9 protein-coding genes are annotated in these 7,930 nt (G+C 68.3%); 7 read left to right on the plus strand and 2 right to left on the minus strand.

All coding sequences use genetic code 11. From position 1 onward, the window contains the following. Positions 1-196: 196 nt before the first annotated feature. Together P3T39_RS34540 and P3T39_RS34545 are read left to right on the plus strand one after the other, a co-directional pair. On the plus strand, positions 197-1,384 hold the full coding sequence (locus P3T39_RS34540) for a histidine kinase (RefSeq protein WP_280703242.1): 1,188 nt from the start codon (positions 197-199) through the stop codon (positions 1,382-1,384). Further along, the gene (locus P3T39_RS34545; RefSeq protein ID WP_280703243.1) at positions 1,381-1,989 is read left to right on the plus strand and encodes a response regulator transcription factor; all 609 of its coding nucleotides are present in this window, start codon (positions 1,381-1,383) and stop codon (positions 1,987-1,989) included. Before P3T39_RS34540 ends, P3T39_RS34545 begins: the two co-directional genes overlap by 4 nt. 324 nt (positions 1,990-2,313) lie before the next feature. Here the strand turns inward: P3T39_RS34545 and P3T39_RS34550 are convergent, their stop codons facing one another. Both P3T39_RS34550 and P3T39_RS34555 read right to left on the minus strand, forming a co-directional pair. Then, positions 2,314-2,826 (minus strand): NUDIX hydrolase, encoded by a 513-nt coding sequence (locus P3T39_RS34550; protein ID WP_280703244.1) that lies wholly within the window; start codon positions 2,824-2,826, stop codon positions 2,314-2,316. After that, positions 2,823-4,085 carry a helix-turn-helix domain-containing protein gene (locus tag P3T39_RS34555; protein WP_280703245.1) on the minus strand — a complete coding sequence of 421 codons (1,263 nt, stop codon included), beginning with the start codon at positions 4,083-4,085 and terminating at the stop codon, positions 2,823-2,825. The genes P3T39_RS34550 and P3T39_RS34555 overlap by 4 nt, the downstream gene beginning before the upstream one ends. 344 nt (positions 4,086-4,429) lie before the next feature. Here P3T39_RS34555 and P3T39_RS34560 point away from each other — a divergent pair, with 344 nt between their 5' ends. From P3T39_RS34560 to P3T39_RS34580, 5 genes are all read left to right on the plus strand, one after another. After that, positions 4,430-4,831, plus strand: coding sequence for an ATP-binding protein (locus tag P3T39_RS34560; protein ID WP_280703246.1), 402 nt, complete (start codon positions 4,430-4,432; stop codon positions 4,829-4,831). A 129-nt stretch (positions 4,832-4,960) separates the two neighbouring features. After that, the gene (locus P3T39_RS34565) at positions 4,961-5,905 is read left to right on the plus strand and encodes a D-alanine--D-alanine ligase (protein WP_280703247.1); all 945 of its coding nucleotides are present in this window, start codon (positions 4,961-4,963) and stop codon (positions 5,903-5,905) included. Next, entirely contained in the window at positions 5,902-6,900 is a 999-nt protein-coding gene (locus tag P3T39_RS34570; RefSeq protein WP_280703248.1) for a threonine/serine dehydratase, read from the plus strand. The genes P3T39_RS34565 and P3T39_RS34570 overlap by 4 nt, the downstream gene beginning before the upstream one ends. Further along, positions 6,893-7,516, plus strand: coding sequence for a C39 family peptidase (locus P3T39_RS34575; RefSeq protein ID WP_280703249.1), 624 nt, complete (start codon positions 6,893-6,895; stop codon positions 7,514-7,516). The genes P3T39_RS34570 and P3T39_RS34575 overlap by 8 nt, the downstream gene beginning before the upstream one ends. A 49-nt stretch (positions 7,517-7,565) precedes the next feature. Then, a complete protein-coding gene (locus P3T39_RS34580; RefSeq protein ID WP_280703250.1) occupies positions 7,566-7,703 on the plus strand; it encodes a hypothetical protein in 138 nt (45 codons plus the stop codon). Positions 7,704-7,930: the final 227 nt, after the last annotated feature.

Below are 7,930 nucleotides of genomic sequence, written 5' to 3' on the forward strand. Positions count from 1 at the left end.
GCATTGCCCACCCCGACTACAGACAGCCATATAGGCGTCACTAGCTTTCCCAACGCCGTCTGGCTATGGTGATCACCGTCTTGGCAAGGGGGCGATCCGGTCGGCACAGCCACCCTTCCGGCAGGCCACGTTCAAATCATGTCGGTAACGGGGGTTACACACACATGTCTGACACATGTATCCATTCATTGGACACATGTATAGATTCTCCGGCAATGGCCGCCGTTATCACCGGAGCCCGCTTAACCGCCCAGGTCCGTCTTCCTTTTCCCCGCACCGGACTTCACGATGGGATCCCGAAGTGGCCGTCCCGTATGGCCTGGGCCTCCGACTCATCCGCCGTATTCTCCTCGCAGGCAATCTCTGCTGGCTGATCCCCGCCGTCCTGGCGAGCCAGGACCGACCCGCGACACAGATTGCCGTGGGAGTACTGGCCGGCGGTTTTCTGACCGCCACCTGGGCAAGCACCAATGACGGCTTCCTGCCGACTGCGAAACCCGCCACCACCCGATGGATCTGGCTGCTCACCGGCCTGGCTGCAGTCCTGCTGGCCACGAACGGCGCCGCAGCGACGACCGCCCTGCTCTACCCGGCTCTCGTCGCGGCCTGGATGATGGAACCCGGCGCCCCGAGGGCCGCCTACCTGGTCGGCGGCGCCATCGCCATGCCGGCCTTCACACTCCTGGACGGGGTGCACCACTGGAGCCCGGGCCCCCTCTTCGGGCTCGTCGCGACCCTTGCCTCGAATCTCGCCGCCGCGCGCTACACGAGAATCCTGCGGGAGGGGCTGCTGGAACAGGAAGATCTGGTCAGGATGGCAAAGCTGAACGAGCGTCAGCATATTCTCCGCGAACTCCACGACATCATGGGCCAGGAGTTGACGCTCATCGCCCTCGATGCGGACTCCGGACTGCGCAACGAGGAGAGCCGGGCCAAGGTGCTCCACGACATCAGCCGCCGTTCCACTTCCGTCCTCGCCGATATCGGCACCTTTGTGCGCGGCGCGGAGGACATATCCCTGAAGGGCGAGCTCAACCGCGCAGCCGCCGCTTTCGGTGTACGCGGGGTGGCGTGCCACATCGCGGTCCCCGAGCTCTCCCACCCCGACTCGGCCGTCGGGCGGCTGATGGCCCATGTCGTACGGGAGGCCACGACCAATGTCCTGCGCCATGCCCCGCAGGCCGCCAACTGCTGGATCAGCATCGAAGAAAGCCCGACCGAAGTTCATCTCAAGATCGTCAACGACGGGAATACCTCCCGTGCGATATCGCCCGGATTCGGCCTGCTCGGCATGCAGGACCGGGTGGATCGGCACCACGGAAAACTGAGCGTCCAAGGTTCCGAAGAGGGACTGTTCATCCTGAGAGCCCTCCTTCTGAAATGACCACCAGAATTCTCCTGGCCGACGACCACGTCATGATCCTCGACGCCCTCCGCGGCATGCTGGAGACCGTCGACGGCTTCGAGGTCGTAGCCTCCGTGAGCAACCCCGACGAGATCGTCCGTACCGCCCTCGCCACCCGCCCCTCGGTCGCGATCATGGACGTCTGCATGCCGCCCCGCGACGGCCTCTCGATCGCCGTCGAGCTTCGCCAGAACCTGCCGCGCTGCGCGGTGGCACTGGTCAGCGCCACCCCCGACACCTCGCTCGTCCGCCGCGCGATCAGCCTCGGCGTACTCGGCTTCATCCCCAAGTCCGCCGGTTTCCACCAACTGATCGCCGCCGTCCGCGCAGTGGCCGAAGGCCAGCTCAGCATCGACCCCACCCTGATCGGCGCACTCACCGCCACCGAGTGCCCACTGACCAGCCGCGAGATCGACGTCCTGAAGCACACCGCCACCGGAGCGTCCGTCTCCGACATCGCCGGCGCCCTCTTCCTCGCACCCGGCACGGTCCGCAACCTCACCTCGGCCGCGATCAAAAAACTCAACGCCCGCAACCGCTTCGACGCCGTCCTCATCGCCACCGACCGCGGCTGGCTGCACTGAGCCGTCGCCCGATCCGGCTCGGACCGGGTGCTGAGGCCTGGACCCTTCATCCGAGGCCGGGGAGTCGGGCATCGACCCGCTCGTGACAGGGCCACACCCGTCATCGACGACCTCGTACGGCGATTCACGAGGTGTTCGGGCGCACCCCTGACGCAGAATTCCGGGACTTGACGGCCCAGCAGTTCGAGGTGGCCCGTGATCCCCACGTGGACCGGTACTGGCGGCTGGTGTGGATCGTCAACGGCCGGCAGGTGGTACCGAGCCTGATTGGCCCGACCCGGGGATTCACGCAGATCCTGTCAGAGCACCGTCATGTACCACCGTCTACCAGGCTGCCTGTCCATCGTGGAGATAGCGAGTTTGGCCATCGGCGATGGCTTGTACGGCGGCATCGAGTCGACGTTGCAGGCGGCCCCGCAGAAGCCCTCGTAGCTCGGAGACGGGCAGGAACATGGCCTCGGATAGCTCGTCGTCATGCGGCCGCAAGGTCGTGACGTCCTCAGCGCTGATCGTGCCGGCGTCGAAGATGAAAGCGATCTGGTCGTCCCACGGACCATGCGGGGCAACCCAGTCCACGACCAGCAGGCCCCGCACGCGAACAGTGAGGCCGAGTTCCTCGCGCAGCTCGCGCGCAGCCGCGTCGTGCGGGGGCTCGTTCCCTTCTGCCATCCCGCCCGGCAGGTCCCAGCCCTCTTTGTAGGTCGGGTTCACGGCCAGGACGCGGCCGGCGTGGTCTCGCAGGATCACATCGGCTGCGACGCGCTTGCGTGCTTGGCGGGCGTTGCCCTCGGCCAGATAGGCGTTCCAGGCGACGGGATCGGCGGGCGATGGCCTCACGATGTTCCTCCCCGAGGCGGCGTGATGATGTCGGCGAGCAGCAGCATGCGCGTTCTGCGCCCGTCATCGAATCGTGCCAGGTACTCACGTACCGGCTGATAGTCGCAGTGTTGTTCCAGGAGTCGCCGCAGGTCATCGAGTTGGTGGATCACCCGCACTGAACCAAGGGACGGGCTGGTCGCCAGCAGCTCGTGACCGACCTCGACAGCGGCATCCAGGTCGCCACGGCTGGCGTGGATTCCGGCGAGGGTGATCCGGCTGAGCGCGAGTGACCGGGCGCGGCTGTCCTCGCGCAGGGCGACAGCGCGTTCGGCGTGGCCGAGGGCGTCCGCGTATCGGCCGAGATCCGCGAACGCGAGGGCCGATTCGCTGGCGAGGGTGGCATCGTCGAACGGGCTAAGCCAGGGATGGGCGTCGTCGGCCGCTGCGGCTAGCGCCGCCTGTGCCCGGTCGAGAGCGCGCTCAGCCGGGGTGTGTTGCCCGGCAGCGGCCAGCGCACGGGCGTGCATGGTGTGGAGTCGGGCCAGCAGGCTGGGCAGGTGGGGGCCTTGGCGGGCGAGGTCGGCACCGACGCCCGACCAGTGGGCCGCCTGTGCCGGGTCGCCGGTCTGCAGCGCCAGATGGCTACTGCTGGCGGCAATGTGCGCGGCAAGCGGCAGATCGCCCGACATGCGGGCGAGGGACAGTGCCAGAGAGAAGTGCCGTTCAGCTCGGTCGTCCACACCGGAGTCGTGGGCCATCCAACCGGCCATCTCCGTCAACGCGGCGGCGGCTGCGAACACTTGTGGTCCGCTCGCAATGTCCACCAGGCGCGGGGCAACCTGGTCGGCGAGATGCCGGACGACGGCGCCATACAGACGGCTTCCGCCGGTCTGCCGGTCCGCGTGGCGGAAGGCGTCCATTGCGGCGAGATCGTCGCCGTCGGCTAACGGCACGGCCGGCACGAGTGGTTGGGGTTCTGCTGCCGCCGTCGGCTCCCACGGTCGTCGAGCCAATCCGAGCAGATGTCCCGGGACGTGGAAGGCATCGGCGATCTGCTCGAACACGGACAGCTTCTCGACCCGTGTCCGGCCGTTCATGTAGTCGTACAGCCGCCCTTGGGTGATCTCCGCCGCCGCAGCGATCCGACGGGTACTCACACCCCGTGTGTTGAGCAGCCGAAACAGCGTGCCCATGTCGCGATCCCTGCACGCGGACAAGAAGCGCTGATCATCGATCAGCCCTGCGACGACGTCACGCGGGTCGGGTTGACGGTCCACTGGTTCGCTCCCCTGAAAGCGTGCACCGATCGTAGGCCCACCGACCGAGCCCTGACTCCAACTTGGGGTCATCTCTCGGAGTCTCCGGCGGGCTGTCAGGGCTCGTTGAATGGGCACCAGCCGCCCTAGCCGGAGAGACACGGGGAAGACGAGCCAGGCGCGGCACGACAGGCGGCCCCGTCCCTACGGGGCCGCCGTGACCACCCGAGGGAGTGACGTCCGATGCCCCATGACGCTGCGCAGCAGACCGCGATAACGCACATCGTCGATGGCTGCTGCGGCCGTACCCCGGTCCTGACCCACGCCGAGGGTTGCCGGATGTGCGCCGGGTGCGGAGAGTCGCGATGACCACCGCACTCGAGGTGTCACCGGCCGTCCGCTCTCGCTGCGTCCGGCACATGCCGTGCGCTCCGGAGTCGGCGAGGGTCGCCCGTCGTCTGGTGGCCGAGAAGTTCACGGCATGGGGCCGGGAAGACCTGATCGAGAACGCGCAGCTGGTCGTCTCCGAACTGGTCGGCAACGCTGCCCGGCACACGGGGTGCACCCGCCTGTGCGTGCTGCTGCGCCTCGAGGGAACGGCTGCCCGCATCGCCGTCCGCGACTCCTCGTTCGCGCTGCCCGTCGTACTGCACACCGGGGAGCGCGACGAGAACGGGCGCGGCATGGGTCTGGTGGACCTGCTCAGCAAACAGTGGGGCGTCGAAGAAGCGCCCTTCGGCAAGTGGGTCTGGTCCTTGCTGGCCTGACCCCCACGATTTCCGCCGGAGTGGTCCCACAGACTCCGGCCGGGCGGACCGGTGCCGGTCGCGATGACGTCCCCCACGGCGCGACCGGCACCACCTCTGGTATCCCTTCTCAGAGCGAAGGACGTGATCATGTCATCCATTCGTCGTATCGCCGTCGTGACCGGCGGCCGGTCCAATGAGCGTGACCGCTCGCTGATCTCCGGCGAAGCCGTCCACGAGTCCCTGACCCGTCTGGGACTCGCGCACGTCGTGCTCGACCCGTCCGAGTCCGACTTCACCGAGCGCATCCGCACGGCCGACGTGGCGTTTCTCGCGATCGCCGGCCAGTGGGCCGAGGATGGCAAGCTTCAGGGTCTGTTGGAGAGCCTGAGCGTCCCGTACACCGGTTCCGGGGTGATGGCTTCGGCGCTCGGGATGCACAAGCCGACGGCGAAGAACGTCGTCCGAGCGGCCGGGGTGAGCGTGCTCCCGCACCTGGTGATCCGAGCCGGCGACGACCCGGAGGTGTCGGCCAAGAATGCCGGCGCGAACCTTGGCTTCCCGCTGATCCTGAAGCCGTGCTCGGAGGGTGGATCGATCGGGATGCAGGTCTTCCGCGACGCTCCGGCCCTCGCCGCCGCGCTGGTCGCGGACAACGGCGGCGGCGAGTGGCTGATCGAGCCGTTCACCGACGGTACGGCCGTGACGTGTGGCGTCATCACCTCCGATGGCGACCTGATGGCGCTGCCCCCTCTGGAGACCCTGGCGACGACGGCCGAGTTCTACGACTACACCGCCAAGCGCGACCCGAACGGCCACCGCTACCGCTGCCCAGCCGAGCTGTCCGAGGCGGTCATCGCCGCCATCCAGCGCACAGCGATCGAGGCGCACCAGGCGCTCGGCTGCCACAGCCATTCGCGCTCCGACTTCATGGTGACGCCGGTTGGGGAGGTGTTCTGGCTGGAGGTGAACACTCTGCCGGGCCTGTCTCCTCACGGGAACCTCGCCACCATGGCGAACGCGGCTGGAATCAGCTACGACCGGCTGATCACCGCGATCCTGACGGCTGCTCACCACGACGGGTACCGGCCGTGAACGCCCCGGTCCTGCCTCTGACTGCGGCCGATGTATACGACGCTCAGCGCCGCCTGCGCGACGTCGCCGCCATCACCCCGACCCTGTCGCACCCAGCGCTCGACCAGGCGGCCGGACGGTCGGTCGTGGTCAAGGTGGAGGCGCTGCAGCGCACGGGATCGTTCAAGTTCCGGGGCGCGTACAACGCGCTCGCCGCACTCGACCGGGCGGCCCGGCAGCTTGGCGTGATCGGCGCATCATCGGGCAACCACGCGCAAGCGCTGGCGCTCGCGGGACAGTTACACGGTGTTCCGGTGACTGTCGTCGTCCCGCACGACGCGCCACGCAGCAAGATCGACGGCGCACGCTCCCTCGGCGCGCGGATCGTCACGTACCACCGGGAACGAGACGACCGCGACCAGATCACGGCGGCTCTCGCCGCCGACCAGGGGTACACGGTGGTGCCCTCGGCGAACTCACCACACGTGATGGCCGGAGCCGGCACGGTCGCGCTGGAACTCGCGTGGCAGGCACCAGGGCTGACCGCGATCCTGGTCCCGGTCGGTGGCGGCGGCCTCGCGGCCGGTACCGCCGTCGCCGCCAAGCACGTCAACCCCCGGGTCAGGGTCATCGGCGTCGAGCCGGAGACCGGCGCGGATACCGCCGCCTCACTGCGGACGGGCGCGCTCGCCGAACTGCCGAGCGTCCCGGACACGATCGCCGACGGCCTGCGCCACACCAGCCCCGCCCCGCTGCCGTGGGAGATCAATCGGGTGATGCTCGACGACATCGTGACTGTGACGGACTCTCAGATCGTGCGGGCTATGGCGTCGGCATTCCAGCACCTGAAGGTGGTAGCGGAGCCGTCCGGGGCCGTTGCGCTCGCCGCCTTGGAACAACCCGGCCCCGCCCCCGGGCCGGTCGGTGTGGTCATCTCCGGTGGCTCCGTCGGCATAGGTTCGTTCCACCGCTTCATGACCGACCCGTCGCACTGGAGAGAACCCGCCGATGCCTGACCAGCCGTCGACGCGCCACCCGATCCCGACCGTCACGCAGTACGCCAGCCCCGGCCTGATTGCAGCGATCGCCTACAACGGCCATCCGGCCGGCGATGACCCGAACTGGGCCGATTCCGGAGCGCCCGACCGCGAGACCTACGCGTACTGGTGCCAGCGGTGGTGCGGCATGGCGTGCCTGCGGATGGCGCTGATCGCGCGCGATGGCGACGCCCCGACCCTGCACGACCTGCTGCAAGGGGCACTCAAGTACGACGCCTACCGCCAGGAGCCGGACGGCACCGTCGGCGGCCTGTTCTACCGGCAGTTCGCTGAGTACGCCACCGACGCCTTCCACCTCCGGGCCGACGTGGTCACCGACCTGACGCTGGACCGGCTCGCCGCCGAATCCGAGGCCGGCCGCCTGGTGATCGCCTCGGTGCACAAGGAGATCCGCCGCCCCGACCGAGCTGCGCCCGGTCGCGGCGGCCACCTGGTCCTAGTCACCGGCCGCCACGACGGAACGGTGTCCTTCCGCAACCCGTCCGGCCACATCCCGGGTGCCGTCAGCGCAGTCCTGCCCGCCGAGACCTTCGATCAGTTCGCCGCCCGTCGCGGTATCACGTTGCACATCTGACCCACCCACCAGATCGGCAGACACGATCACAGCCGCAAGCCGCCACGCGATGGATCAGGCCTGCCAGATCGAGCCCGGTCAGGATCTCGACGCCGAGTACAACAAGCACTTCGCGCGCTACCTGCTCGAGCACCGCCCGCGCCAGGCGGACGAGCCAGCGGGTCACGCCACCGACCCCGGCAGCTAGCCGGGCCTACACGACAGAGGGGGAGCCCTTGCAAGGATCGACGTACCGGAGGTACGCGTGCCGCAACCCGGAGACTGGCAAGCAGTGGGGCCAGTCATGCCCGAAGTTCTCCCAGAAGCGCCACGGGCTCTGAGAGGGTGTTCGATACCGATTTAGGCTGCCGCGAGGGGTCTCGGTCGGAGGTATTGCCCGACTTTGTCGGGGCTGGCGGTCAGGCGAGTGGTCAT

The organism is Kitasatospora sp. GP82, from assembly GCF_029892105.1.
GTDB lineage: Bacteria > Actinomycetota > Actinomycetes > Streptomycetales > Streptomycetaceae > Kitasatospora.